This is a genomic window from Frigoribacterium sp. VKM Ac-1396, assembly GCF_015350895.1.
Taxonomy (GTDB): Bacteria; Actinomycetota; Actinomycetes; order Actinomycetales; family Microbacteriaceae; genus Frigoribacterium.
Genome location: NZ_JADKSD010000001.1, coordinates 953,511 through 979,113, shown reverse-complemented (window position 1 = coordinate 979,113; position 25,603 = coordinate 953,511). Strand labels below are relative to the sequence as shown.

The window sequence follows — 25,603 nt, the reverse complement described above, 5'->3', positions numbered from 1 at the left end:
GCACGGAGCGTCCGAGACGGAGAACGAGCGATGAACCAAGACCAGACGACCGCCGAGAAAGACCTCGAAGAACTGCGTGAGGCCGTGCTCGACGACTGGCTGACGGTCACGTCGAACGTGACCGACGCCCTGCGTGACATCCAGCAGACGGTGTCGTGGCGCGTCACGAGGCCGCTGCGTGCCGCCAAGACCTTCTCGCGCAAGGTCGACGAGGTGGGTGTGGTCCCGGCCGGTCGACTGGCCGCCGTCGAGGTCGCCCGTCGCCTGGGGCGTCGATGACGTCGACGGCGCCGGTGACAACCGAGAACGTCTCGGACGAGATCGGTGCCCTGCGCGCCGCGCTGGGCACCCGACTCGAGGTGGTCGCACCCGCCCTCGGCGTCGACGTCTCGGGTCTCACCCCGTCCGAGCAGCTCGACCGCCTCGCCCGGTCGGTGCACGAGAGCGCCGATCCGGCCTCTGCCTGGCTGCTCTTCGTCGGGGTGACGGCGACGTTCCCGTCGACGGCCGACCTCGCCGGCCTCCGGCGGGCCCTCCTCCTCGCCACGCCCGCGACGGCGATGCTCGCCGTGCTCGAACGCACGATGGACGTCCAGTCGCGGACGCACTCGGGCCTCCGCACCATCGAGCTGGTCTCCGACACGGTGCTGGTCGACGTCGACTTCTGCGCCAAGTACGAGCACAACACCGGCATCCAGCGCGTCGTCCGGCACATGGTGCCCGAGTGGAGCGGTGACCGAGCCGAGGGTCACCGGCTGGTCGCCTGGAACCAGGACAGCACGGGTTACCGCGAGCTGACGGCCGAGCAGGTCGACCGGGTCCTCCACTGGAACGACCGGCGGCTGCCGAAGAAGGACGACCCCGTCCTCACCGACGCCGACCTGCGACGCGAGCACGTCCTCGTGCCCTGGCGCGCCACCCTGCTCGTCGCCGAGGTGCCGGCCTTCCACGTCTGCGACTCGCTGACCTCCATCGCCCGGTGGTCCGGCACGGCCGTCGACCTCATCGGCTACGACGCCATCCCGCTCGTGAGCGCCGACTCCGTGCCGAACGCCGAGTCCGAGCGCTTCGCGCACTACCTCACCATCGTCAAGCACGCCCGGCGCGTGTACGGCATCAGCGTCTCGGCCGCGGACGAGTTCCGCGGCTTCGTGGCCACCCTGCCCAGTCAGGGGCTGTCCGGCCCCGAGGTCGTCGACGTGACCCTGGCCACCGAGGTCTCGCCCGTCGCCCGTGCCGCCGCCTCCGTGGTGACGGTCGATCCCGAGGCCGAGCCCGTCGTGCTCTGCGTCGGCAGCCACGAGCCCCGCAAGAACCAGGACGCCACGCTCTTCGCAGCCGAGCTCCTGCACCGCGAGGGGCACCGGTTCCGCATCGTCTTCGTCGGCGGCGGAAGCCGTCTGGCCACCATGCACTTCGACAAACGCGTCGCCAAGCTCTCGGCCTCGGGCATGAAGGTCGAGTCCCATCGACGCCTCGGCGACTCCGAGCTGTGGGGGCTGTTCGGCGTCGCGCGCTTCACCGTCTTCGTCTCGCTGCACGAGGGCTTCGGCCTGCCCGTGGCCGAGTCGCTGGCGCTCGGGGTGCCGGTCGTGACGAGCGACTTCGGCAGCCTCGACGAGATCGCCCGGGTCGGCGGCTGCCTCCAGGTCGATCCCCGCGACGACACGGCGATCGTCGACGCCATGCGCACCCTGCTGACCGACGACGCCGAGCACGCCCGGCTGCTGGCCGAGATCGCCGAGCAGCGACCGAAGAGCTGGCGCAGCTACGCCGACGAGATCTGGACGGCGGTCACCGCATGAACCTCGCACCACTGGCACCCCGGCTGCGGGCGCGACCGGGCCACGACCTGGCCCTCCGGGCGGCCGGACGCCGCGCCTCCTCGGCCCCCGTCGACTGGGACCGCCTCTCGGGCGGCGAACTCGTCGACGCGCTCTCGCGTGACCTCGGCGAGGCCAGCGACCGCCTCTCGTACCTGCTGCTGGCGCTCCTCGAACGGCGCATCCCCTCGACCGCTCGCGTGGTCGAGTTCACGCGGCGATGGCGCGTCGAGGGGCTCTCCGCACCGCTGACCGTCGAGTACCGCCGGTTGCGCACGCCGCGCCGACCGACGCCGTTCGTCATCGTCGACGGCGTCGTCATGGACGTCACCGACACGAGCCGCAGCAAGTTCACCACCGGCATCCAGCGGGTGGCCCGCGAGACGGTCACCCGATGGACGCGCGAACACCGCGTCGTCCTGGCGGCCTGGGACGTCACCGGTCGGCACCTGGCCGGGCTGACCTCCGACGAGACCGGGCGCGTGCTGCTCGACGGTGCCGGTCCCGTCACGGCGGTCCCGGCCGGTTCGGTGGTCATCCCGTTCGACGCGACGTTCGTGCTGCCCGAGATCACCGTCAACGCGGACCGCACCGCGAGCCTCAGGTCGGTCGTGGCGTTCGGCGCGGCCCGGTCGGTGGCCATCGGCTACGACTGCATCCCCGTGACGACGGCCGAGACGAGCGGGCCCGGCATGCCCGGCGCGTTCTCCGAGTACCTCGCGACCCTGGCGTCGTTCGACGCCATCGCGCCGATCTCGAGTGCGGCCCACACCGAGTACTCGGGTTGGGCGTCGATGCTGCCCGGTGCCGGGCTGACGCCGCCCGCGATCACCACGGTCGCGCTGCCGGCCCAGGTCGGCCGGGTCGCCGACGACACCGTCGAGGGCGTCCGCAGCGAGCTCGGGTTGGTCGACAGCACGGTCGTCCTGTCGGTCGGCAGCCACGAGCCGCGCAAGAACCACCTCGGACTGCTGACGGCGGCCGAGCTGAACTGGCGACGCGGGCACGAGTTCACCCTCGTGCTCGTCGGTGGCAACGCCTGGGGGGACGGCGAGTTCCAGGCGATGGTCCGACGGCTGCGGCGCAAGGGCCGGTCGGTCCAGATGCTGTCCGGCGTCGACGACAGCGTCGTCTGGAGCCTCTACCGGATGGCCAGGTTCAGTGTCTTCTGCAGCGTCAACGAGGGCTTCGGCCTGCCGGTCGTCGAGTCGCTCGTCAGCGGGGTGCCCGTCATCACGAGCGACTTCGGCAGCATGCGCGAACTCGGTGAGGGCCACGGGGCCGTCGTCGTCGATCCGCACTCGCCGCTCGACATGGCCGCGGCCATGGAACGCCTCTTGACGGACGACGGGCTGCGCGCCGAACTGGTCGAGGCGTCGGCCACCCTGCCCCGACCGACGTGGGACGACTACGCCGCGGAGATGTGGACGCTCGTCGAGGGGCCGGCCGCCTAGTCTCGCCGGTGTGGCAACCGGGCCTTGACCCGGTCGAGGGTCGTCATGGACTCGAGGTGCTGCACGTGCACGAACAGGGCGTGGTTGCTCTGCGACAGTTCGTGGTGTCGCGCCTGCAACTCGGCGAACTGCTCGTGCAGCTCGGCTGCCTCGAGGCGCTGCGCGTCGACGACCGCAGCGAGGTCGCGGGCCTGCACGAGCTGTTCGCCGAGCCACCCGAGGTACTCGCCGGCCACGGCGGCGTGCGGGATGCCCGGGGCCGACGCCGCAGCAGACGGTCCGTCGCCGCGCGACTCGGGCAGCTCGCTCGGCGGTTGCACCTGGCACAGCTCGTCGAGCGGAGCGTCGGCCGCGGGCGCCGAGGCGAGGGTGTCCGCCCACTTCGCCCGGAACGTCGCACCGTTCCGCAGACCGAGGAACTCCCGGTAGAAGGGCATGGCGTCGGTCGAGGCACCTGACTCGTGGCGGACGACCGCATCGGGTTCGACGACCACGGGTCGTCCGGCGAGCCTGAGCCGCCACTGCAGGTCGACGTCCTCGAAGTAGGCGGGGGCGAATCGTTCGTCGAATCCGCCGATCGCGTCGAAGGCTGCGCGATCGACCCAGAGCGCGGCGGCCGAGCAGTAGTCCACCTCGCGAGAGACGAGCAGATTGGCGGACCGGGCGTCGTCGAGGCTGAGCCCACGCCCGAACTGGACCGTGCCCGCCGTCGAGAGCACGCGGCTGCCGGCCTCCTGCACGGTGCCGTCCGTGTCGAGCAGCAGGCTGCCGACTGCGGCCGGTCGGTCGTCGGCCCGGGCCCGGGCGGCCAGCTGCGCAAGCCAGTCCGGTTCGGCGACGGCGTCGTCGTTGACGAAGACGAGGGCGCTGCCCGTGGCCGCCGAGGCACCGGCGGCGCATCCGCCGCCGAAGCCGACGTTCTCGTCGAGTTCGACCAGCACGGCTCCGTCGACGAGGTCGAGGGCCGCACGGGCCGCCGGGACGACCCCGTTGGCCACCACGACGACCTCGAACGACGGCGCGTCCCGTTGGGCGGCCAGGGCGTCGAGACAGTCGAGCAGCTCGTCGCCCAGGCGCCAGGCGAGCACGACGATCGAGATCTCGGGGGAGGGACCGGTCGGGACGGTGACCCGGCGGGTCGGGCGGGTGTCGGTCGACGTCATCGTCGGACCCCTCCTTCGTTGAGCGACATCAGCGTGCGGTGGATGCCCGCCGCGATCGGGGTGAGCGACCGTCGGTCGAGCTCGGGCCACACCAGCGAGCGGAACCTCAGGTCGAGGGCCTGCCGCGACGCCGAGGCGTGGCTGCCCCACACGATGCGCGGGCGCCGCTTCACGACGTTCTGGAGTTCGGCGATCAGGGCCCCGATGGTCACGCCCAGCCCCGAGGCGATGATCTTGGTGACGACCGTCCCCGCCTCGAGCAGGGAGGCGCGGTCCAGGGCGTCGACGGTCATGGCGGCCGCGTCGTCCACGAACACGTAGTCGCGGATCGTGTCCATCGGCACGTAGATCGACGACGGCCGGCCCTGCAGGTGGGCGAGGCACAGCTGTGACACGAGCCCTTGTGCCTTGGTGAGGTCCTGACCCGGGCCGTACAGGTTCGCGAAGCGCCCGACGACGACCGGGACCCCGGAGTCGGCCGCCCAGCGCGTGAACAGTTCTTCGACGCCGAGCTTGTTCCAGCCGTAGGGCGCGAGGGGGCGGGGCTCGGTGTGCTCGTCGAAGGGCGACCCCGACGCCCCCGCGTAGACCCCACCGGCGGACGAGGCGACGAACGCGCTGCCATGGGCTGCGCCTCCGTCCGTCGTGTCGTCCACGGCGGAGAGCAGACGCCCGAAGGCGGCGAGCGAGGCCTCGACGACGCGCCGTTCGCGGTCGAGGGCGTCCGGTCCGCTGGCGACCACGCCCGCACCCGCGCACCAGACCAGCGACCACGGCGTCCCGGCCGCCACGACGGACCCGAACTGCTCGGTCAGTGCGGCGACCGACCCGGCCTCGTCGTCCCACGGCACCGACGCTCGGACGACGACCGCGTCGGGCCGGCGGTCGAGCTGGGCGGCGACCGCACCTCCGAGCAGGCCGCCGGCTCCGACGACGAGGTACCGCCGGGAGGCGCGGGCCGACTCGAGGGTCACGGTGCGGTCTCTGCCGTCATCGTGTGTCGTGGCCGCGTCGTGTGTCCGGGCCGCGTCGGGCGTCGCGTCGCCTCGCCGCGACCCGTCGACCCAACGGCCCGCGACCGGGATCGCTGACGATCAGGTAGGACGGACGACCCATCGCCATGTTGACCGCGACCCCGATGTACTCGGCGACGACGCCCAGCGAGAAGAGGATCGCCCCCGACGACAGGAGCACCACGACGATGGTCGACGACCAGCCGGCCTCGAGTCGCTGACCGGCGAGGGTCGAGACGACGACGTACAGCGCGAACAGGACGCCCAGCACGCCCAGGACGACCCCGAGGACGCTGACGATGCGCAGGCCCCGGGTGCCCGAGGTGAGGACCATCCGCCAGAAATGCGAGAGCAACTTGCGGAGGGAGTAGCCGCTGGTGCGCTCACCCTCGTCGCGGAGGAGCACGGGGCTGGTGGTGACGCGGCGCGTGACCCAGCTGATGGCGACGTCGAGGTAGACCCCCGATCCGGCGTAGGCCGACACGCTGCGGCCCACGTCGCCGAGGATCAGCCGGTAGGACTGGAACAGGGACGCGTCCCCGTCGCCGAAGACGGCGCGCAGCACGGTCTTGGCACCCTTCGACGCCGCGTTGCGCAGCGGGCCGTGGGGAGCGGCGTTCGTGGGCCGGGCGTAGACGAGTGCCGCCTGCTCGCGCATGGCCGTGTCGAGCATGGAGTCGAGGTAGGCCGGGTCGTGCTGGCCGTCTTCGTCGATGGTGGCGATCCAGTCGCCACCGGTCGAGGCCATGCCCGCGAGGGTGGCCGCGTGCTGGCCGAAGTTGCGACTGAGCCACACGCCCCGGACGAGGTCGTGGGCCTGTTCGAGCTCACGGATGACCCGGTCCGAACCGTCGGGCCCGTTGTCGTGGACCAGCAGGATCTCGCTGACCTCACGGCGGTGGCCGTCGGGCGTCTCTCGCGTCGACGCCAGGGCGACGATCTCGTCGATCAGCCCCGGGAGCGTCTTCTCACCCTGGTAGACCGGGACGACCACCGAGAGGCGGTGGACCGGCGTCTCGTCGTCGTCGGGCAGGCTCGGCACGGGTCGTGACTTTATCACAGGGCCTCTCGTCGGATCGGGGGTGGCGGCAGCGGTGCGCGTCGGGTCACGGGGTGAGGTCGAGGGCCTCGACCGAGGGCTGCAGGACGGCGATCGAGGTGAAGCCGACGGCCGCGGACTGGCCGAGGGTCGTCTCGCCACCATCGGTCGACCCCTCGAGGGTGACCGTCGTCACCCCGGGGGCGAGGTCGAGGTCGAGCGTGACGGTCGCCGAGCTCTCGTCGACGGGGACGACGCGGGTCGTGCCGGACGCGGTGACGACCACGCTGGTGACGCTCGGCAGCGTCGTGAGGTCGATCTCGAGCGTCGCCGGCACGGCGGTGTCGCGGTCGTTCTGGACGACGACGCTGTTGACGGTGTCGTCACCGCCGCTGGCGACGTCGGTGCTGCCGGGGCGGGCCACCGGGGGATCGGTGATCTCGTCGACGAGCTGCTGCCGTTCGTCGGCGGGCAGGGCTGCGGCGGCGTCGGTGAGGTCGGTCGGCATCGAGTACAGCGCCCAGCGTCCGCCCGGAGACACGAGGGCGGGCGCGCCGAGGGTCGGTTCGAGCGACCGTTCGATCTCGTCGCCCGAGTCGGCGTACCCCTGACGGTCGACGAGGACGGCCGAGAATCCGACGACGGCGAGCTGGTCGGCGATCGAGGAGCCCGGGTACTCCTGCAGCGACTGGACCCACTCGCTTGTCGCACGGCCCTTGATGCCGCCGGCGGACCAGTGGACCCCCTGCGTGTGCAGGTACGGCTTGAGGAACTCCGTGTAGCTGAGGCCGTTCGGGGTGCTGGCCTCGGGGAAGTCCACGTAGGGCAGCTGGAGCACGTCGGCACCCTGCCCCACCTCGTCCTGGACCTCGGAGAAGAAGGCCTGGTCGGACGAGAAGGAGGCGTCGTTGGCGGCGTAGGTGGGCACGGCTCCCGAGTTCGTCTGGTCGAGGACGCCCCCGCCGACGAGCACGAGCGCCAGCAGAGCGCTGACGAGCACGGGCGCCCGCCGCCAGCGAGGACGCCAGCGGGCCAGTCGCGTGAGGACCACGTCGGCGACGAGCCCCACGGCGGCCAACGACAGGAGCCCGATGACGATCGAGAGGCGGTTCCAGCCGCGGAGGTCGCTCGTGAGGAACGAGAGCAGGCTCGAGACCCCGCCGAGCGTGCCGAAGAGGAAGGCGAGGATGCTGAGGGCGGCGAGCACGCGGAGCGTCCGGAAGCGGTCGGATTCGGCCGGCGTGGTCGCGGCCGCCGTCCGACGACGACCGAAGAGGGTCACGAGCGCGAGCACGAGCAGGGCGACGAACCCCGCGGCGGCGACGGCGCCGAGGACGGGGGTCTCGGACGGGAAGGGGTAGTAGGAGTCGTAGAAGTTGCGCAGGTCACCGAGGGCCGCGATGCGGTGGTTCGGGATGGGCAGCAGCAGCTGGGTCAGCTTGAAGGCGTAGAACTCGGTCTCGACCGGCGAGCGGGTGAGGCCGCCGTTCGACTCGCCGTTCTGCCAGGCGTAGATCGTGTCGGGCAGCATGTTGGCGACGGCACTGGCCGCCAGGACGCCGCCTGCGGCGATCGCGCCGACGAAGCGTCGCCACGAGCGGTGTCGCCAGAAGGCGGCCACGCCCGCGACGGCCAGCAGCACGATCGAGAAGAACGCGTAGTACGTCGAACTCGCGGCGGCGAGGGCGAGGCCGACGAAGACCCCGGCACCGCGACCGGTCAGGACGGCGAGGACCGGGTTCGAGACCCCGGCTCGACGAGTCCAGAGCGGCTGCCCCGTCGCGACCAGCCAGACCACCCACAGGGCGACCGGCAGCAGGAAGTACGACGCCAGCCAGAGGTGGTTCTCGTTGCGGACGAAGTGGTACGGCGCGAGGGCGAACAACACGGCGAGGGCCATGGCCAGGAGGCGCGACACCCCCACCCGGGACAGGAAGAACAGGCCACCGATCGCGCAGAGGACGAAACCGAGCACGTAGTAGACGTTCATCGCGACGGCCCAGTCGCCGAAGAGCACGCCGAGGACGCGGCCCGCGGCGAAGTTGAGGTTGTCCGCCGTCGGGAAGTCGTGGTACGTCTGGCCGATCGGGGCGCCGAGGAGGGGCTGCGACTCGTACCAGCCCGTCTCGAGCAGCGTCTTGAAGTGGGCCGAGACGGCCAGGGCGTCACCCGCATAGTAGAAGGGCACGCTCCAGTCCGCCCGCCACAGCTTCAGCACCCAGGTCGTCGCGGCGAGGGTGACGAGGGCCGTGACGAGGTAGGCGAGCGCGGGCGAGCGGACGACGCGGTCGAGACGCCCGGCGTCGTCGGGTCGGGTGCCCGCCATCAGTTCTTCCCCCCGTGCCCCGTCGCCCCTGCGGTCATGCGCCGCTTCAGCACGATGTAGGCGAGGCGACGCGTCTGCGCGACCAGGCGCACCCGGAGGTCTCCGACGCGACGGTCGCCCTCGCCGACGATCTCGGGGTGCGTGCGGCGCAGCTCGGCGTGGAACCCACGGGCCTGACGCGACTGCTCGGCCGCCAGTGCCACGCTCCACTGCGTGGAACTGAGCCGGAAGCCACCGGCGAGCTCGGGGACGGCGACGAGGTCGCCCAGCATGAGGGCCCGACAGTAGCTGGCCTGGTCGATGAGGTAGGGGAAGGAGGAGTCCCACCCGCCCGCCCCGACGAAGGGCTCACGACGGAACGTGACGCAGAAGGGCTCGCCGAACACGTTCGTGCCCGCTCGGACCGTCGCCCGGACGGCCTCGGCGCCGGGCACGAGGCGGGCCCGCCAGCGCGGGCCCCGGCGACCGATGATCGTCTTCGTCGAGGCGTCGACCAGCGATCGGGGTGACGAGGCGATGGTCGCCGAGGGGTGGGCGTCGAGGGCAGCCACGTGCTGGGCGAGCGTGCCGGGGAAGAGCACGTCGTCACCCGGCACGAGACGCAGGTACTCACCCGTGGCGGCCTCGGTGACGCGGCTCCAGTTCGCCAGCGCGCCTCCGCCGGCAGGGGTGCGGAGCAGGGTGACGCGTTCGTCGTGTGCGTGGCGCTGCAGCACCTGCCAGGTGTCGTCGGTCGAGGCGTGGTCGGCGATGATCAACTCGAAGTCGTCGTACGACTGGTCGAGGATCGACCGGACCGTCTCGTCGACGAACTCGGCGTTGTTGAAGGCGGGCACGACGACGGATAGGCGGGGTGACATTCACGCAACTCTCTGGCTTGACCAGAGGCAGAGTCTACCGATGCCCTTGGGCTGGACGGGTAAGCTGCCCCGGGCTGTCGATGACGGCCTGTGATAATGATTCGTCGCCGTGACCTCGGCACCGCCCGTCGGCGGGTCGTGGCCGTCACGGCGTCGAGAGTCTTGGAGAGTCGTGAGTACTGAATCGCAGGCGCGCATCGAACGCATCGCGACGCTGCCCTTCGAGAAGGCCGGGGCTCCTGCCGGCGGCCTCGTGAGCGGCATCTCGCCGGCGGTCCGCGACATCTGGGCGCACCGGAGCCTCCTCGACCTGCTCATCCGCCGCGAGCTCAAGGCCCGCTACAAAGACAGCGCCCTCGGGTTCGTGTGGAGCTTCATCCGCCCGCTGACCATGCTGGCCATCTACTACTTCGCCGTCGGACAGGTCCTCGGTGCGGCCCGGTCGGTGCCGCAGTTCGCGATCTACGTGTTCGCCGGGCTCACCCTCTGGGGGCTCTACAACGAGATCATCGCCAGCGGCACGACGTCGATCCTGGCCAACGCCGGGCTCATCAAGAAGGTCTACGTGCCCCGCGAGCTCTTCCCGCTGGCCTCGTTGGGGTCGGCGTTGTTCAACTTCGGCGTGCAGTTCCTGGTGCTGGTGGCGGCCGTCGTGCTGCTCGGCCAGTTCCCGGTCTCGTGGAACCTCCTCTACGTCCCCGTCGCCCTCGTGCTGACCGTGATCTACGGCCTGGCCCTGGCACTGCTGCTCTCGGCGTTGAACGTGTACCTCAGGGACATCCAGTACCTGGTCGAGGTGGCCCTGCTCATCCTCTTCTGGGCGTCCCCGATCGTCTACTCGTTCGGCATGGTCGTCGACCGGGCCGCGGCACGCGGTCAGGAGTGGATCGTCACCCTCTACCAGCTGAACCCGATGACCGACATCATCCTGGCCTTCCAGAAGGGCATCTGGCGGGCCGGCACCGAGACGACGACCCTCGCCGACGGCACCGTCGTCGGACCGCAGCCCTACCCCGTCGACCTCGACTTCCGTCTGCTGGTCATCGGCGTCGTGGGGCTCGCCCTGCTCGTCGTCGCCCAGCGCATCTTCGCCCGTCTGCAGGGCAACTTCGCACAGGAGATCTGACCCGTGAGCACCTCCCCCGTCCCCGTCGTGACGATGGCAGGCGTGTCCAAGCGCTTCGTCATCCGCAAAGAGAAGTCCCTCAAAGAACGCATCGTCAACCTCGCCCGCTCGAACAAGCACAAGGACGACTTCTGGGCCCTGCGGGGCATCTCGCTCGACATCGAGGCGGGCACGACCGTCGGCCTCATCGGTGCCAACGGCTCGGGCAAGAGCACGCTGCTCAAGGTGATCGGCGGCATCTTGCAGCCGTCGACCGGCGAGGTGAAGCGACGGGGCCAGCTCGCGGCGCTCCTCGAGCTCGGAGCAGGGTTCCACCCCGACCTCACGGGTCGTGAGAACGTGTTCTTGAACGGGGCCATCTTGGGTCTCTCCCAGCAGCAGATCGCCGGCTTCTTCGACTCGATCGTCGACTTCAGCGAGATCGGCGAGTTCATCGACACCCAGGTGAAGTTCTACTCGTCGGGCATGTACGTGCGGCTCGCCTTCGCGATCGCCATCCACGTCGATCCCGACGTGTTGCTGGTCGACGAGGTCCTCGCCGTCGGCGACGAGCCGTTCCAGCGCAAGTGCCTCGACAAGATCGAGGAGTTCCAGCGCCAGGGACGCACCATCGTCATCGTCACGCACGACCTCGGCACCGTCGAGTCCCTCTGCGACCGCGCCATCGTCCTGGCCCACGGCCAGGTCATCTTCGACGGGGGCGCCGTCGACGGCGTCGCCGCCCTGCGCGCCGAGTTCGGGTGACCGCGAGCGCGAGCCCCGGCGAGGGCGCCCCCACCCCGCGGAACCCGGTCGTCGGCCTGGCGGCCGGCACGATCGTCCTCGGGGCGAGCAACTACGTCTACCTGGCCCTCGTCGGCAACGTGGTGGGCGGGGTCGCGAGCGCTCCGGTCTCGGTCCTCTGGACGATGATGGCGGGCTTGGCCGTCGGACTCTTCCAACCCGTCGAGCAGCTGCTCTCGAGGGCCCTCGCCCGTCGACGGGCCCGAGGGCTCGACGTGCGGCCGACGATGCGTCGGGTGGCCCTGCTCGCCGGCGGCCTGCTGGTCGCCTCCCTGATCGTCCTCGCGGTGGCCTCCGAGCCGGCGTCGAGGTTGCTCTTCTCCGGCCGTTCCGAGTTCACGCTCCTGCTGGCCGCGGGCCTCGTCTCGTCGACGGTGCTCTTCTTCGTCCGCGGCTGGCTCGCCGGTCGCGGGCGCTTCGGCTCGTACGCCGTCGAGATGGCGTCCGAGGGGCTGCTCAAGGTGGGTGCGGTCGCCGTCCTGGCCGCCGCCGGCGTGCGCGACCCGGTCGTGCTGGCCGTCTCGTTGGTGGTGGCGCCGCTGGCCGCCTCGGCCGTCGCCGTTCTGGTCTCGAAGGCCGCGCGCCGCTCCGGCTCCCTCGTGCCGGTGACGTCGACCGGAGGTGCCGTCACCGAGGCCGGTCCCGGCCCGGGCGTCGACGCCGCGGGCACGGGCGTCGGTCTGCGCTCGTTCGCCGCCCTGACGACGGGGTCGCTCCTCCTACAGGTCTTCGTCAACGCCGGCGTGCTGCTCACTCAACTGTCGGTGGACGGTCAGGCGACCGCCTTCACCGCGAGCCTGGTCGCCGGGTTGGCCATCGCGCGCATCCCGCTCTTCCTCTTCAACGCGGTGCAATCGTTCCTGCTGACGCGCTTCACCGTCGACGCCCAGGCCGGGCGCCTGCGCTCGCTGGCCCGGTCGGTCGTCGTCTGGAACGCCGTCGTCCTGGTGCTCGGCGTCGTGTGGGTCGTCCTCGTCGACGTCGCGGGAGCGTCGGCGTTGTCGTTCTTCGGGCCGGACTACGAGCTGGCCACCCGGCAGCTCGTCCTGCTCGCGGCGTCCTGCGTGTTCCAGATCGCGACCATGGTCACGGTCCAGGGTCTCCTGGCCCTGCACCGCGACCGGACGTCCGTCCTGGCCTGGCCCGTCGGGCTGGTCGTCCTGCTCGTGGTGTTCGTGCTGCCCTGGGCCGACCTCGGGGTCGCCGTCGGAGGGGCCATGCTCGCCGGCACGCTGGCCACCTTCGTCACCGCCGCGGTCGGCCTCGCCTGGTCCGTCCGGCGCGACGCGACGAGCGGGTCGCACGCTCCCGTCGGGGCCGACGCCGACCCGGTGCACTAAACTCCAGCGGTGCGATCTACAGACCACCGGCCCCGTTCCCTCGTCGTCCTGCCCACCTACGACGAGGTCGAGAACCTGCCGATCATCCTGGGTCGGCTCTTCGCGGCGGTGCCCGAGGTGCACGTCCTCGTGGTCGACGACGGCAGCCCCGACGGCACGGGCGAACTCGCCGAGACCATGGCAGCCGCCGACGAGCGCATCCACGTGGCCCACCGCACCGGCAAGCTCGGTCTGGGTTCCGCGTACGTCATGGGGTTCGACTGGGCGCTGCGACGCGGCTACGACGTCGTCGTCGAGATGGACGCCGACGGTTCGCACCCGCCCGAGAAGCTCCCCGAGATGATCTCGCTCGTCACGGCCGGCGGTCCGGGCGCCCCCAGCCTCGCGATCGGCTCGCGCTGGGTGCCGGGCGGCTCGGTCGTCAACTGGCCGGTCTCACGACAGGTCCTCAGCCGCGGCGGCAACCTCTACGCCCGCCTCGCCCTGGGGTTGGCGCTCAAGGACGTCACGGCCGGGTTCCGCGCCTACACTCGCCAGGCACTCGAGGCGATGGACCTCACGGGCATCGACTCGAAGGGCTACTGCTTCCAGGTCGACATGACCCTCCGCGTCCTCGACGGCGGCGGTCGAGTCGTCGAGGTGCCCATCGAGTTCCGGGAGCGCGAGCTCGGCGAGTCCAAGATGAGCCAGGCGATCGTCGTCGAGGCGATGCTCCGCGTCACGAGGTGGGGCCTCCAGCGCCGGGTGCAGACCCTGCTCGGTCGGCGCCCCGGGCCCCGCTGGGTCGTCGAGGACTGACGTCGCCCCGGCGGCAGCGACCGTCGGGCACCGTCGGACGCGGGCTCGAGGTGCCCCGCGCCTCCTCGGGTCGTCCGGTCGTCAGTGCCGAGAGGCCTGGGGCAGGCGGGACCGCCACGACCGCTTGCGGGCCGCGATCGTCGCGATGGCCACGAAGGTCATGAGGGCGCCCTCGAACAGCACGAAGCTCTCGGCGAAGGCGGTCACGCCGATCAGCACGAGCACGAGTGCGGGCCAGACGTAGGCCACGATCGGGTGGCCCGACGCCGTGATCCAGCTGCGCACGAACGCCAACGTGCCGGCGACGACGAGCAGCAGCCCCCCGACGAGCCCGAGCTGCAGCCAGACGTCGAAGAACGCGTTCAGCCCCGTCTCGTGGGGTCGCCCGCTCGGGGCGATGATCGTCGAGTACGGGAAGATCTCGGTCGGCCACTGGCCGACGAACCCCCAGCCGACGATGTCGTGCACCGCCGCCAGCTCGCGGATGCGCGCCCAGAGCAGCGACCGCACCGAGAGGTCGTTCGTCGCGTCGACCGCGTCGAGGAGGCGCGACCGCCCCGCGTAGGCCAAGGCGCCCCCCAGCACCACGATCACCGCGAAGACCGACTGCATGAGCGGCCGGCGCGACTCGGGTGCCCGGCGGAGGGCGTTGAGCGCCACGCCCGCCACGATCAGGACGATGACGGCGATCGCCGTCGCGGGGGAGCGGGCGAAGACCAGCGCCGCCAGGGCGAGCACGCCCGAGGCCACGGCCTGCCGCCTCGGGACCGACCGGGTGAGGAACTCCACGGCGAAGGTGATGATCGCCAGCGTCGCGAGGAACCCGAGGTAGTTGCGGGTGCCCGAGATGCCCTGGATCGGTCCGCCGGCGGCGAGGTTGCCCTGGATGCCGAGGAACGCGATCGGCTGGTCGATCAGCAGGCCGCTGAGCACCTCGAGCGACAGCGACGCGACGAGCAGGATGCGCAGCGCGTCACCGAACGCGCGGACCACCTGCACGAGGTCGCGTCCGAGGGCGAGGTAGAGCCCCAGGGCGCCGAACCCGACGGCGTAGGCGACCCCGCCGATCGAGACCCAGGTGTACTCGCTCCAGAAGACGCTGAGGCCCATGAAGCCGAAGAGGGCGATGAGGGACACGGGCAGGATGCCGTGCCACTCGATGTGGTGCCGACCGCCGACGAGCGACAGTGCGGCGAGGACGACCAGGGTGCCCAGGACGGCGAGGGACCCGGGCCAGCCCATGAGGGCCCTGACGGACTGCGTCGAGAACGCGTAGAGCACGATCGCCACCGACAGCGCCTGGGAGAAGTGCCCGCCGGCCGAGAAGCCGATCCAGGCCGACAGGTACCGGCGGAGTGGGTCACGGCTGCGGTCGAAGCCCGAACTCACCGGTCGTGGCCCGTCCAGCCGAAGGGGTCGCGGCGGGTCACGAGCACCACGACGACGAACGTGGCCCAGCCCCATTCGACGATCAGCCGCGACTCGGTCAGCCCGTGGACGAGCAGTGCCGTGACGAGCAGCAGCGGCAGCAGGTCGTGGGCGGTCCACGGGGCCACGACCTCTCGCGACAGCACGCGGCGGTCGACGGCCCACCACCACGAGCGCACGACGACCCCGACGATCGTCAGGCCGAACAAGGCGAGGCCGATCCAGCCGAGTTGGAACCACACGTCGAGGTAGGCGTCGTGGGCCTGCAGGTACACCACCCCGTTGCGCTCGGCGAGGTCGGTGAAGGGCTCGACGAACGGGAACCAGTAGCTGACCCAGCCCCAGCCCACGACGGGGTGCTGCACCCCGAGGTCGTAGACCGCCGACCAGATGTCGGTGCGACCGGTCAGGTCGGCGCTCTTGCCGGCCAGGGCGAGCAGCGGCCCGCGGGCGAGGGCGATGGCCGCGGCGCCGGCGACCACGACCAGCGCGGCCACGCCGTAGACGGGTGCGCGGCGGCCGGGTTCGCGGCGGCGGGTCGCCACCACGAGCAGCAGCACGAGACCCACGGCGACCGCGACCACGGCGACGGTGGCGGACCGGGTGAGCACGAGGGCGAGCACGGACGCCGCGACGCCGACGACGGTCGATCCGCGGGTGATCGAGCGGTCGGCCGCCTGGACGGCCGTGACGATCAGCGCGAGCAGGGCGATCACGGCGAGGATGTTGCTGTTGCCCTGCAGCCCCTGGATGCGACCACCCTCGAACAGCACGTCGCGCGACCAGAAGAAGGCGTCCGGCTGCCCGGTGCAGTCGAGGTAGACGGGGCAGACGGGCTGGCGGACGAACAGCCCGACGACGACCTCGAACAGCAGCGAGGCCACGACGTGGATGCGCAGTGCCCGGCCGAGGGCCGTCACGACGGCCGGCCACGGGGCCACGACGGTGATGGCGAGGGCGCCCACGCTGGTCATCAGCGTCGTGACGATGCCGACGGCCGAGCCGGCCGGGTACTGCGACCACGCGAGGGACGCGACCGCGAACGCCAGGTAGAGCACGAGGAGGCGCGGCAGCGTCCGCACCCGTGGCGGGTGCCGCACGACGAGGACGACGGCCGCGACGACCATCGCCACGCAGGCCGCGCCCCAGCCCCACCAGCCCGTGCCGTTGCGCAGGACGTCGCCCCCGAACAGCACGAGGAACGCGAGCGTCGCGAACGTCGTGGCACCGCGAACCGGCGCCACTCGGGCGGTCCGCGCGGGCAGCGTCGAGGTCATGGGCACCAGGCTAGACGACGGGGGAGGCGCGGCGGGGCGACCAGGGGGCCGCCCCGCCGGACGGCTCAGACGAACGCGGCCTGCCCGGTGATGCTGCGGCCCACGATGAGCGTGTTCATCTCGCGGGTGCCCTCGTAGCTGTAGAGGGCCTCGGCGTCGGCGAAGAAGCGGGCCACGTCGTAGTCGAGCACGATGCCGTTGCCGCCCATGACCTCGCGGGCGTAACCGACGGTCTCTCGCATGCGGGCGGTCGTGAAGGCCTTCGCGAGCGAGGCGTGCTCGTCGCGCTGGGTGCCCTCGTCGAGCATCTGCGAGCAGCGCACCACCATGCCGATCGACGCGGTGATGTTGCCGATGCACTTGACCAACAGGTCTTGGACGAGCTGGTGCTTGGCGATGGGCTTGCCGAACTGCACGCGCTCGTTCGCGTAGGCCAGGGCGGCCTCGTAGGCGCCGATCGAGTTGCCGACGGCGGCCCAGGCCACCTCGGCACGGGTGAGGCGGAGCACGGCCGCGGTGCTGCGGAACGAGTCGGCCTGCTGGAGGCGGTGGCTCTCGGGCACGCGCACGTCCTCGAGGGTGATGTCGGCGTTCTGCACGATGCGCAGGCTCTGCTTGTCCTCGATCTTGGTCGCCGAGTAGCCGGCGGTGTCGGTCGGGACGATGAAGCCCTTGACCTGGCCGTCCTCGGCACTCTTCGCCCAGATGATCGTGATGTCGCTGAAGGTGGCGTTGCCGATCCACCGCTTCGAACCGTTCAGCACCCAGTCGTCGCCGTCGCGCGTCGCGACCGTGCGCAGGCCCTGGGCCGAGTCGGACCCCGAGAGCGGCTCGGTCAGGCCGAAGGCGCCGACGAGGTCGCCGCTCGCCATGCGAGGCAGCCATTCGGCGCGCTGCTCGGCCGAGCCCCCGACGCCGATCGACCCCATCGCGAGGCCGTTCTGCACGCCGACGAAGGTCGCCACGGACGCGTCGACCCTGGCGAGTTCGAGGGCGACCCAGCCGCGGAAGACGGCCGAGTTCTCGAACGGCCTGGTCTCTTCCCACGGCATGCCGAAGAGCCCGAGCCCGGCCAGGCCCTTGACGATCTCGTGCGGGAACGTGGCATCCGCCCAGTGCCGGTTCACGACGGGCTTCACCTCGGTCTCGAGGTATCGACGGAGGTCGGCCAGCACGCCCTTCTCGCGGTCGGAGAGCAGGTCTTCGTAACCGTAGAAGTCGCTGACGAGGGAGGTGAACGAGGTGAGGGTCGCTGATGACATCCGTGCTCCATTGCTTCGTGTCGGGACGACAGGAGCCTAGGCAGCCGACCGCCCGGCACCAAGGGCTTGGTAGCTTTGATCAACGCCCCGACGCCGTCGACCGGACGGCTTTGTAGGGGGCGACCAAGCACGAGCTCCGACAAGCAGGTAGAACGATGTTCCTCGCCATCACCAACACGCCCCGCGACTACGCCTGGGGCTCGACGACGGCCATCGCCGAACTCCTCGGACGACGGCCGAGCGGCCGCCCGGAGGCCGAGCTGTGGCTCGGTGCCCACCCGGGGTCGCCGAGCGTGGTCGTCGCCCCGGCGGTCGTCGGTGGGGCCGACACCCTCGCCGACTGGTTCGCCGCCGAGCCGACACGGGCCCTCGGTCGCGGTCGCGACGAGCTGCCCTTCCTGCTCAAGCTGTTGGCGGCCGACGGTCCCCTGTCGATCCAGGCCCACCCGACCCCCGAACAGGCCCGAGAGGGCTTCGCCCGCGAGAACGAGGCCGGCATCCCCCTCGACGCCCCCGAGCGCAACTACAAGGACGCCTCGGCCAAGCCCGAGATCATCGTGGCGCTCAGCGACACCTTCGACGCCCTCTGCGGCTTCCGCGAGCCGGCCGAGTCGCTGGTCGACGTCGACCTGCTCGACGGCGGGTCGGGCCGCCTGGGCCGGCTGCGCGCTCATCTGGAGGACTCGCTCCGGGCGACCCTGGCGTTCTTGTTCGAGGGCTCCGACGAGTCGGCCGCCACGATCGCGGCGGTGAGCGAGCTCGCCGCCGAGCACCGCTCGGACGGCGCGGGCATCGCCACCGTGGTCGACCTCGCGGAACGCTACCCGGGCGACCCGGGCGTCGCGCTGTCACTGCTGCTCAACCGGGTGACGTTGCGCCGGGGTGAGGCGTTGTTCCTCCCCGCCGGCAACGTGCACGCGTACCTGGGCGGCTTCGGGGTCGAGCTCATGTCGCCGTCCGACAACGTCCTGCGCGGCGGCCTGACGCCGAAGCACGTCGACGTGCCCGAGCTGCTCGAGGTCCTCGACTTCGACCCCCTCCCCGTGCCCCGTCTCGAGCCCGTCGAGGTGGCTCGCGGCGTCGAACGGTTCGCCCCGGCGGGGACGGGTTTCGCCCTGCTGCGGGTCGACGCGGCCGGTCAGGGGGCCGTGGTCGAGATCGGCGGTCCGAGCATCGTCCTGGTCGCCGAGGGCGAGGTCCACGTCAAGGGGCAGGACGGCACCATCCGGCTCGGCCGGGGCGAGTCCGCCTTCGTCACCCCCGACGAGGTCCGGCTCGCGATGACGGGTGGCGGGACCGCCTACGTGGCCACGCCCGCTTGAGGTACGCCCTCGGCCCTCGACTCCGGGCCCCGGGCCTTGGGCGGCGGGCGGCGGGCAGCCGACGGCCACCCGATAGGTTGACCCCATGTCTTGGTTGGTCACCGGCGGTGCCGGGTACATCGGTTCTCATGTCGTCCGCGAGTTCACGGGGGCGGGCATCGACGCGGTGGTGCTCGACGACCTCTCGTCGGGCCTCGAGGGCTTCGTGCCCGACGGGGTGCCGTTCGTCCGGGGCTCGATCCTCGACCGCGAGCTGATCGAGCGCACGATCGACGAGCACGGCGTGACCGGCGTCGTCCACGTCGCGGGCTACAAGTACGCGGGCGTGTCGGTCCAGCGGCCGCTGCACACCTACGAGCAGAACGTCACGGGCACCGCCCGCCTGCTCGAGGCCATGTCGAGCCGGGGCGTCGACCGCATCGTCTTCTCGTCGAGCGCAGCCGTCTACGGCACCCCGCCGACCGAGCTCGTCACCGAGGGCACCCCGAAGGCCCCCGCGTCGCCCTACGGCGAGAGCAAGCTGATCGGCGAGTGGCTGCTGCGCGACCAGGCCGTGGCCGAAGGGCTGCGCCACACCAGCCTCCGGTACTTCAACGTCGTCGGTTCGGGCCGTCCCGACCTCTGGGACGCCAGCCCGCACAACCTGTTCCCCCTGGTGTTCGCGGCGCTCGCCGAGGGGCGCGTCCCGCGCATCAACGGCGACGACTACGACACCCCCGACGGCACCTGCGTCCGGGACTACGTCCACGTCGCCGACCTGGCGGTCTCGCACGTGGCGGCGGCCCGTCGACTGGACGCGGGCGAGCCCGTCGAGCCCGCCTACAACCTCGGCTCGGGGGGCGGCGTGTCGGTGGCCGAGATCATGACGGCCATGCGCGAGGGCACCGGCATCGACTTCACGCCCGAGATCGCCCCGCGGCGCCCCGGCGACCCCGACCGGATCGTCGCCGACGGCAGCCTGGCGGCTCGCGACCTCGACTGGGAGATGCGCCACACCCTGCTCGAGATGGTGACCAGCGCCTGGCGGGCGGCACCGCGCGCCTGATCGGGCGTCCGCGGTCGAAGTCACCCGTTCCGCGCGAAACGTCCCCCGACACGCCGAGGCCCCCTTGCCCCTGATCGGGGGGTGCAGGGTTTATTGGCCCTCGACTTGACGGATGGGTAATGACACCGGTGTAATTACCTTGTCGCGTACATTCACGGGCGATCGACACGAGGGGAGATGCGCTGTGGGCATCCACGAGAACCGCGCCGGGGTCCCGGACGACTGGCACGTCGACCCGATCCAGCTGGGCGTCCCCGGCTCGCCGGCGTCACGCACCGTCACCGACGACGAGAACCAGCTCGCCTGGCAGGTCGACTCGCTCTGCGCGCAGACCGACCCCGAGGCGTTCTTCCCCGAGAAGGGCGGCTCCACCCGCGACGCCAAGAAGATCTGCGCCTCGTGCGACGTGCGGGCCCAGTGCCTCGAGTACGCCCTGCAGAACGATGAGCGTTTCGGCATCTGGGGCGGGTTGTCCGAGCGCGAGCGTCGCAAGCTGCGCAAGCGGGCCTGACCCGCGCCTCCTCGTCTCCGACCTCGACGGCATCGACCCCTGTGGGTCGGTGCCGTCGTCGCGTGACGGGCCGGCGGCACCGCGGCACCGGCCGACGCGAGGCGCAGGACGACCAGGAGGCGCGGGTCGCGACGTCTCGCCCGTCGCGTCGGCGCGCCGAGCCGGTGCCCGCGTCGGTGCGACCTAGGCTGCACGAGTCATGCAGCCGAGAGTCACAGCGATCCTCGTCGCCCCTGGTGGAGCGACCTACCTCGACCGAACCCTCGACGGGCTGTCGCGTCAGACCCGTCCGCCCGAGGCGCTGGTGGTGGTCGACACGGGGGGCAAGGACTCGGCCGCCGGCCGTCTCTCGTTGAGCGGTGCGGCGCAGCTGGCCTCGCTTCCCGACGCAAAGACCTTCGGGGCGGCCGCCGCCCACGGCATCAGGCTCTCGGACCCGGGTGACGGCTCTGCCGACGACTGGGTCTGGTTGCTCGGTCACGACAACGCCCCGGCTCCCGAGGCGCTCGAGCACCTCCTGTCGACGGTCGAGGTCTCGCCCTCTGTGGCCGTCGCGGGTCCGAAGCTGATGAGCTGGGGGCGCCCGGGCGTCATCGCCGAGTTCGGCGAGACGATCACCCGGTACGGCGCCTCGCTCGCCCGGGTCGAGAACGAACTCGACCAGGGTCAGCACGACGTGATCGACGACGTGCTGGGGGTCGCCGCCGGCGGCATGCTCGTCCGTCGGACGGTCTGGAACGCCCTGGGCGGCGTCGACCCCGCCCTGCCGCACGTGGACGCCGCCCTCGACTTCTCGATCCGCGCCCGGCTCGCGGGCCACCGCGTGGTGCTCGTACCCGACGCCAAGGTCGACAGCGCGGGCCCGCCCGAGGAGTTCGGCCAGGGGCCCGTCGGGCACGCCCGTCGGGCCCGCCTGCACCGTGCCGCCCAGTTGCACCGTCGCCTGGCGTACTCGGCGGCGGTCCTGCTGCCCCTGCACTGGCTGAGCCTCGTGCCCCTCGCGATCGTCCGCAGCGTCTGGCACCTGCTGACGAAGAACCCGGGCGCCGTGGTCGGCGAGTTCGCGACCGCGTTCCGGGCCGCCTTCGGCGGCTCGCACGTCCGTTCGGCGCGCCGGGAGCTCGCCCGGACCAAGACCGTCGGCTGGGCCTCGGTCGAGCCCCTGCGGGCGTCGCGGTCGCTCTTGCGCGAGCGCCGGGTGACCGAGCGCGACGCCCAGGTCGCGTCCGTCGAGGACGCGCCCGACCCGCGCGCCAGCTTCGTCCACTCCGGTGGACTCTGGGTCGTGCTGGTCGCGGCCGTCGTCGGGGTCGTCGCGTTCCTGCCGCTGCTCGGCAACCCGGCCGTGACCGGCGGGGGACTGCTGCCGCTCAGCACCTCGGTGGGGCAGCTGTGGTCGTCGGTCGGCTACGGCTGGCGCGAGATCGGCACGGGGTTCATGGGGCCGTCCGACCCGTTCACGGCGCTGGTCGCCGTCCTCGGCACGCTTACGTTCTGGTCACCGTCGACGGCGATCGTGGGCGTCTACGTCGTGGCACTGCCCCTCACGGCCCTCGGCGCCTGGTTCGCCACGCGGCGCGTCACCCGCCGCACCTGGGTGCCGGCCGTCGCCGCCGCCCTCTACGCCCTCTCGTCGCCGTTGCTCTCGGGCCTGCAGTCCGGTCACCTGGGCGCGGTCGTCGCGCACGTGACGCTGCCGTTCCTCGTCTGGGCCATGATCGGGGCCGCGAGGTCGTGGACGGCCGGGGCCACCGCCTCCCTGCTGTTCGCGGTCGTCGCGGCCGCCTCCCCGTCGCTGATCCCCGCGCTGCTCGTCGGCTGGCTCGGGTCGATCGTCAGCCGTCCCCGGGGCACCCACCGCCTCGTCGCGGTGCCGCTGCCGGCCGTCGCGCTCTTCGCCCCCCTCGTCGTCGCCCAGCTGCAGCGGGGCACCTGGTGGGCCGTCTTCGCCGACCCGGGCGTGCCGACCCGCTCCGACCCCGCGTCGCCGTTGCAGTTGCTGTTGACCTCGCCCGAGACGGGCCTGAACGGCTGGACCGCCCTCATCATCGGCACGGGCTTCTCGTCCGCCACGCTCGCCGTCCTGGTCGCCGCGGCGATCGCCCCGCTGGCCCTGCTCGCGGTCGCCTCGCCCTTCGTCGGCTCGCAGCGCCGTGCCGTGCCCGCCCTGGCCCTCGCGCTGCTCGGATACCTCACCGCCGTCGCCGCGACCCACGTGTCGATCACGGGCGTGGGCAGCGACACGACGACGATCTGGGCAGGTGGCGGCCTCAGCCTCTACCTGCTCGGACTGGTCGGGGCCGCCGCCGTCACGCTCGACCGGTTGCCGAGGGCCGCGCCCCCGGCGGGTGCCCTGGTCGCCGTGCTCGCCGTGGCGGCCGCCGCCCCCACCGTCGTGGCCTCGTTCGGGCCGGTGGCCGACGTCCGTCCCTCGTCGGGCCGCATCCTCTCGGCGTACGTCACGGCCGAGGCCGAGGCGACCCCCGACGTCGGCACGCTGGTGCTGACGCCCCAGCCCGACGGGTCGCTCGCCGTGTCGCTCGAGCACGGTCAGGGGGCGACCCTCGACGACCAGTCGACGCTCGACTCGACCGCCCAGCGCCTGACCTCGGTCAACGAAGACCTCACCGTCCTGGCCGGCAACCTCGTCAGCCGCAGCGGCTTCGACCCCACCGACGACCTCCGTCGGCTCGGCGTCGGCTTCGTGCTCCTCTCGGCGACCGACGACGACGGCGACGCCGACCGACTCGGTCAGCGAGCGGGCGAAGCCCTCGACGCCGACGCGCTCTTCCTGCCGGTCGGCGACACCTCCAACGGCCTGCTCTGGCGGTACGTCGAGGCGGCCGACGAGCGCGACGGGCACCCCGGCGCCGGGCCGCTCCGCCCGATCGTCCTGATCAGCTGGGGCCTCGTCTTCGGCTCGGCCCTGCTGCTCGCGATCCCGACGTCGCCCCGTCGACGTCGCTCGCGAGCCGGGACGCCCGAGGCCGAGCAGCCCGCCACCACCTTCGACGAGGAGCGAGATGAATAAGCGATCGGTCTTCTCGACCACCGGACGCGTGGCGGTCGGCGTGGTCGGCCTCGCCGTCGCCGCCGCCGTCGTCGGCGGTGCGGCCGTGCTGCCGTTGCCCCGCGTCGAGACGGTGCCGGCCGGGCAACTGGTGACGCCGGTGCCCGTGGACCAGCAGCGGGTCTGCACGGGGTCCCTGCTGCAGCTCTCGGACGCCGAGGGGCAGCAGGCGACGACCGCCAGCTCGGTCGGTCGGGCCGACGTCGTCCGTCGGTCGAGCGGGGGCGACGTCGAGGTCGACGTGCTCACCGGCGCCGACGGCAGCGACTCGCGCCCGTCGGTGGCGACCGCCCCCGTCGAGGGCGACGACGTGCCGCTCGTCGCGGCCGCGCAGAGCCAGTCGGTCGACGACGGCGACCTGAGGGGCTTCGCCTCCGCGCCGTGCACCGAACCCACCAGTTCGACCTGGCTGATCGGCGGCTCGACCGAGACCGGTCGCGTCTCGCTGATCAGCCTGGTGAACCCCAGCGACGTCAACGCCACGGTCGACCTCGACATCCGGTCCGAGACCGGAGAGGTCCAGGGCCCGGGCATCGACGGCATCGTCGTCGCCCCCCGCAGCCAGAAGGTGGTGCCCCTCTCGGGTTTCGCGACGGGACTCGTCTCGCCCGCCGTGCACGTGTCGAGTCGTGGTGGCCAGATCGTCGCGACCCTGCAACAGAGCGTCGTCCGCACCCTCGAGCCGGGTGGGGTGGACATCGTGACCGGGTCGGCCGCGCCCGCGCGCGAATCCGTCGTCCCCGGGATCGTCGTGCGTGACTCCGCGAACCTCGAGAGCGCGCTGGCCGACCCGTCGTCCTCCGACCTGCAGTCGGTGCTGCGCGTCCTCGTGCCGGGCCAGGACGCCGCGCAGGTGACGGTCTCGCTGGCCACCGACGACGGCACCGGGACCACCTTCGAGACCCGCGTCGAGGGCGGGCGCGTCACCGACGTGCCGATCGACGGCCTCGACGACGGCGTCTACACCGCCACCGTGCGGTCCTCCGTCGCCGTGGCGGTGGCCGCCAGGACGTCGACGGTCGCCTCGGACGCCGGCGGGGTCGACCTCAGCTGGGCCGCGTCGTCGCCGCGCCTGTCGGGCGACACCGAGACCGTCGTGCCCTCGGGCGACGGGGCCCGGTTCTGGCTCGTCAACCCGGGTCAAGAGGCCGTCACGGCGCGCGTCACCGTCGGGGACGTCGACGAGCGGGACGTCGAGGTGGCCGGGGGATCGACGGTGGGCTTCGACGTGGCCGACGGCGACGCGGTCCGACTCGAGGACGCCGACGGCCTGCGGGCAGGCGTCAGCTTCTCGGCCACGGCGGCGATCGCGGCCTGGCCCGTCACGTCGCCCTTGGCGGCCTCGACGCCGGTCACCGTCTACCCCTGAGCCCTGAGCCCTGAGCCCTGAGCCCTGACCTCCGACCATGGTGCACGAGATGCCCGGGGGCACAGGAAGCACAGGGCCGGTGGTCTAGCCGTCGCGCCAGCGGTCCGGCGCGAGCTCCCACGGGTCCTTGCCGAGCAGGTCGGCCACGGCCCGGAACACGTAGCCCTCGACGAGGACGCGGTGGTTCCACTCGTCCTCGGCGGCGCCACGACGGTCGTGCGAGGGCGCCAGTCGTTCGATCGGCAGGCGGTACAGCACGACCCGGCCCGCGGCCCGGTCGACCGACCACCGTTCGACGCGCGTCCGGTCGGGTTCGGCGGGCAGGCCGGCGACCTCGAACGACGTGTCGGCGAGTTCGTCGGGCCATGCCTCGCGCAGGTAGTCGGCGGTCGCGGCGACGATGTCGTCGAAGAGGTCGACCCGGGTGCGCAAGAAGGGCAGGTGGGGCCCGGCGGCGGACGACCGGAGGCCCCGGCCGTGTCGGTCCCGCCGACGGGACCGGTCGGTGACGCGTGCGAGGCGGGCCTTGCTCATCCGCCCATCGTAGGCCCGTCGAGGAGGCGCGGGTCGGCCTTGCGGGACGTCGCGGTAGTC

At 72.1% G+C, this 25,603-nt stretch carries 21 protein-coding genes; 12 read left to right on the top strand and 9 right to left on the bottom strand.

The features are described from left to right. The first annotated feature begins 30 nt into the window (after window positions 1-30). From ITJ55_RS04535 to ITJ55_RS04525, 3 genes are read left to right on the top strand one after another with little or no spacing between them, the layout of a single operon-like run. The gene (locus ITJ55_RS04535) at window positions 31-279 is read left to right on the top strand and encodes a hypothetical protein (protein WP_194594258.1); all 249 of its coding nucleotides are present in this window, start codon (window positions 31-33) and stop codon (window positions 277-279) included. 14 nt (window positions 280-293) lie between these two features. Continuing rightward, the gene (locus ITJ55_RS04530; protein ID WP_194594257.1) at window positions 294-1,805 is read left to right on the top strand and encodes a glycosyltransferase; all 1,512 of its coding nucleotides are present in this window, start codon (window positions 294-296) and stop codon (window positions 1,803-1,805) included. Further along, the gene (locus ITJ55_RS04525; protein WP_194594256.1) at window positions 1,802-3,277 is read left to right on the top strand and encodes a glycosyltransferase family 1 protein; all 1,476 of its coding nucleotides are present in this window, start codon (window positions 1,802-1,804) and stop codon (window positions 3,275-3,277) included. The genes ITJ55_RS04530 and ITJ55_RS04525 overlap by 4 nt, the downstream gene beginning before the upstream one ends. Here the strand turns inward: ITJ55_RS04525 and ITJ55_RS04520 are convergent. From ITJ55_RS04520 to ITJ55_RS04500, 5 genes are all read right to left on the bottom strand, one after another. After that, complete coding sequence (locus tag ITJ55_RS04520; protein ID WP_194594255.1) at window positions 3,274-4,440, bottom strand: glycosyltransferase family 2 protein; 1,167 nt, start codon at window positions 4,438-4,440, stop codon at window positions 3,274-3,276. The genes ITJ55_RS04525 and ITJ55_RS04520 overlap by 4 nt on opposite strands. After that, entirely contained in the window at window positions 4,437-5,414 is a 978-nt protein-coding gene (locus tag ITJ55_RS04515) for an NAD-dependent epimerase/dehydratase family protein (protein WP_194594254.1), read from the bottom strand. Before ITJ55_RS04515 ends, ITJ55_RS04520 begins: the two co-directional genes overlap by 4 nt. Before the next feature lie 16 nt (window positions 5,415-5,430). After that, a complete protein-coding gene (locus tag ITJ55_RS04510) occupies window positions 5,431-6,495 on the bottom strand; it encodes a glycosyltransferase (RefSeq protein WP_370544012.1) in 1,065 nt (354 codons plus the stop codon). Between the two features lie 64 nt (window positions 6,496-6,559). Continuing rightward, on the bottom strand, window positions 6,560-8,818 hold the full coding sequence (locus ITJ55_RS04505; RefSeq protein ID WP_194594252.1) for a DUF2029 domain-containing protein: 2,259 nt from the start codon (window positions 8,816-8,818) through the stop codon (window positions 6,560-6,562). After that, window positions 8,818-9,678 carry a glycosyltransferase family 2 protein gene (locus ITJ55_RS04500; protein ID WP_194594251.1) on the bottom strand — a complete coding sequence of 287 codons (861 nt, stop codon included), beginning with the start codon at window positions 9,676-9,678 and terminating at the stop codon, window positions 8,818-8,820. The genes ITJ55_RS04505 and ITJ55_RS04500 overlap by 1 nt, the downstream gene beginning before the upstream one ends. 172 nt (window positions 9,679-9,850) lie before the next feature. Between ITJ55_RS04500 and ITJ55_RS04495 the strand changes: the two genes are divergently transcribed. The 4 genes from ITJ55_RS04495 to ITJ55_RS04480 are packed head-to-tail and all read left to right on the top strand — an operon-like array spanning window position 9,851 to window position 13,725. After that, entirely contained in the window at window positions 9,851-10,804 is a 954-nt protein-coding gene (locus ITJ55_RS04495) for an ABC transporter permease (RefSeq protein WP_194594250.1), read from the top strand. Between the two features lie 3 nt (window positions 10,805-10,807). After that, window positions 10,808-11,548, top strand: a complete 741-nt coding sequence (locus ITJ55_RS04490; RefSeq protein WP_370544011.1) for an ABC transporter ATP-binding protein — start codon at window positions 10,808-10,810, stop codon at window positions 11,546-11,548. Then, window positions 11,545-12,927 carry a hypothetical protein gene (locus ITJ55_RS04485; protein ID WP_194594249.1) on the top strand — a complete coding sequence of 461 codons (1,383 nt, stop codon included), beginning with the start codon at window positions 11,545-11,547 and terminating at the stop codon, window positions 12,925-12,927. The genes ITJ55_RS04490 and ITJ55_RS04485 overlap by 4 nt, the downstream gene beginning before the upstream one ends. Window positions 12,928-12,936: 9 nt before the next feature. Then, the gene (locus ITJ55_RS04480; protein WP_194594248.1) at window positions 12,937-13,725 is read left to right on the top strand and encodes a polyprenol monophosphomannose synthase; all 789 of its coding nucleotides are present in this window, start codon (window positions 12,937-12,939) and stop codon (window positions 13,723-13,725) included. Window positions 13,726-13,806: 81 nt separating this feature from the next. Here ITJ55_RS04480 and ITJ55_RS04475 read toward each other — a convergent pair whose 3' ends face one another. From ITJ55_RS04475 to ITJ55_RS04465, 3 genes are all read right to left on the bottom strand, one after another. Further along, a complete protein-coding gene (locus ITJ55_RS04475) occupies window positions 13,807-15,114 on the bottom strand; it encodes an O-antigen ligase family protein (RefSeq protein WP_194594247.1) in 1,308 nt (435 codons plus the stop codon). Then, window positions 15,111-16,430, bottom strand: a complete 1,320-nt coding sequence (locus ITJ55_RS04470) for an O-antigen ligase (RefSeq protein WP_194594246.1) — start codon at window positions 16,428-16,430, stop codon at window positions 15,111-15,113. The genes ITJ55_RS04475 and ITJ55_RS04470 overlap by 4 nt, the downstream gene beginning before the upstream one ends. A gap of 65 nt (window positions 16,431-16,495) precedes the next feature. Beyond that, the gene (locus ITJ55_RS04465; RefSeq protein ID WP_194594245.1) at window positions 16,496-17,692 is read right to left on the bottom strand and encodes an acyl-CoA dehydrogenase family protein; all 1,197 of its coding nucleotides are present in this window, start codon (window positions 17,690-17,692) and stop codon (window positions 16,496-16,498) included. A 155-nt stretch (window positions 17,693-17,847) separates the two neighbouring features. Here ITJ55_RS04465 and manA point away from each other — a divergent pair, with 155 nt between their 5' ends. From manA to ITJ55_RS04440, 5 genes are all read left to right on the top strand, one after another. Continuing rightward, window positions 17,848-19,014: a mannose-6-phosphate isomerase, class I gene (gene manA, locus ITJ55_RS04460; RefSeq protein ID WP_194594244.1), complete on the top strand. Its 1,167-nt coding sequence runs from the start codon at window positions 17,848-17,850 to the stop codon at window positions 19,012-19,014. Between the two features lie 85 nt (window positions 19,015-19,099). Next, the gene (galE, locus tag ITJ55_RS04455; protein ID WP_194594243.1) at window positions 19,100-20,059 is read left to right on the top strand and encodes a UDP-glucose 4-epimerase GalE; all 960 of its coding nucleotides are present in this window, start codon (window positions 19,100-19,102) and stop codon (window positions 20,057-20,059) included. Between the two features lie 184 nt (window positions 20,060-20,243). Beyond that, window positions 20,244-20,570, top strand: a complete 327-nt coding sequence (locus tag ITJ55_RS04450; protein ID WP_194594242.1) for a WhiB family transcriptional regulator — start codon at window positions 20,244-20,246, stop codon at window positions 20,568-20,570. A 199-nt stretch (window positions 20,571-20,769) separates the two neighbouring features. Further along, a complete protein-coding gene (locus ITJ55_RS04445; protein WP_194594241.1) occupies window positions 20,770-23,601 on the top strand; it encodes a glycosyltransferase in 2,832 nt (943 codons plus the stop codon). Continuing rightward, a complete protein-coding gene (locus tag ITJ55_RS04440; protein WP_194594240.1) occupies window positions 23,594-25,009 on the top strand; it encodes a DUF5719 family protein in 1,416 nt (471 codons plus the stop codon). Before ITJ55_RS04445 ends, ITJ55_RS04440 begins: the two co-directional genes overlap by 8 nt. A gap of 84 nt (window positions 25,010-25,093) precedes the next feature. Here ITJ55_RS04440 and ITJ55_RS04435 read toward each other — a convergent pair whose 3' ends face one another. Beyond that, on the bottom strand, window positions 25,094-25,543 hold the full coding sequence (locus ITJ55_RS04435; protein WP_194594239.1) for a metallopeptidase family protein: 450 nt from the start codon (window positions 25,541-25,543) through the stop codon (window positions 25,094-25,096). Window positions 25,544-25,603 lie beyond the last annotated feature (60 nt).